The 630-nt window shown below is 68.7% G+C and carries 1 pseudogene; it reads left to right on the top strand.

What is annotated here, in order from left to right:
- Positions 1-257: 257 nt before the first annotated feature.
- A pseudogene (locus NQ706_RS13650) lies at positions 258-630 on the top strand (hypothetical protein); the annotation flags it as partial.

The following is a 630-nucleotide window of genomic DNA, read 5'->3' as shown; positions in this document are numbered from 1 at the left end:
GGAAAAGCTATCGGGCTCTTGCAACACTGGCACGCGCACGAGCCCGATACGCCCCCGACGACGCCACCCGAGCGTTCATCGCAGCCGAGAACGACCTCATCCGAGACCTGAGCGCGCTGGCGGGGTTTAGTCAGCGCCGTGCGCTGCAGGTCGCTGGTGTCTCGCGTGGCACGTGGCACGCCCGCCATCACCATGGCCGTGACGTTGCTGCGGCGGTATCGCCTGTGCCGCAGCGTGAGCGGGAGCAGCCAGCGAGGTTGAGCGCGTCGGTGTGCGCGCGGGTCGCGGGTTTCATCAGTGCGGGGCGCACGAGCGGTTTGGGTGTCGCGGGCGCGTTCGCGAAGGCGTGGGACGAGGGCTTCATGGAAGCGAGTCTGCGTTCGTGGTGGCGTATCGCCGCGCGCATGCGCCGCGAGCAGGCCACAGTCGAGCAGGCCACAGTCGAGCAGTCGGGCGCGGCGGGTGAGCGGGCGGTGGCGCGGGTGAAACCGCAGGTGTTGGCCACTGGCGCGAACCAGGTGTGGGCGTGGGACATCACCGACCTGCCCACCGCGTTTCGGGGTGTGGCGTTCAAGGCGTACGCGATCATCGACATCTTCAGCCGCAAGGTGATCGTCGCGAGTGTGCACC

It is taken from the genome of Dermacoccus sp. BD5 (genome assembly GCF_044878485.1).
Lineage (GTDB): Bacteria > Actinomycetota > Actinomycetes > Actinomycetales > Dermatophilaceae > Dermacoccus > Dermacoccus nishinomiyaensis.
The sequence above is the reverse complement of the archived record's forward strand: the minus strand, read 5'-3'. Positions and strand labels throughout refer to the sequence as shown.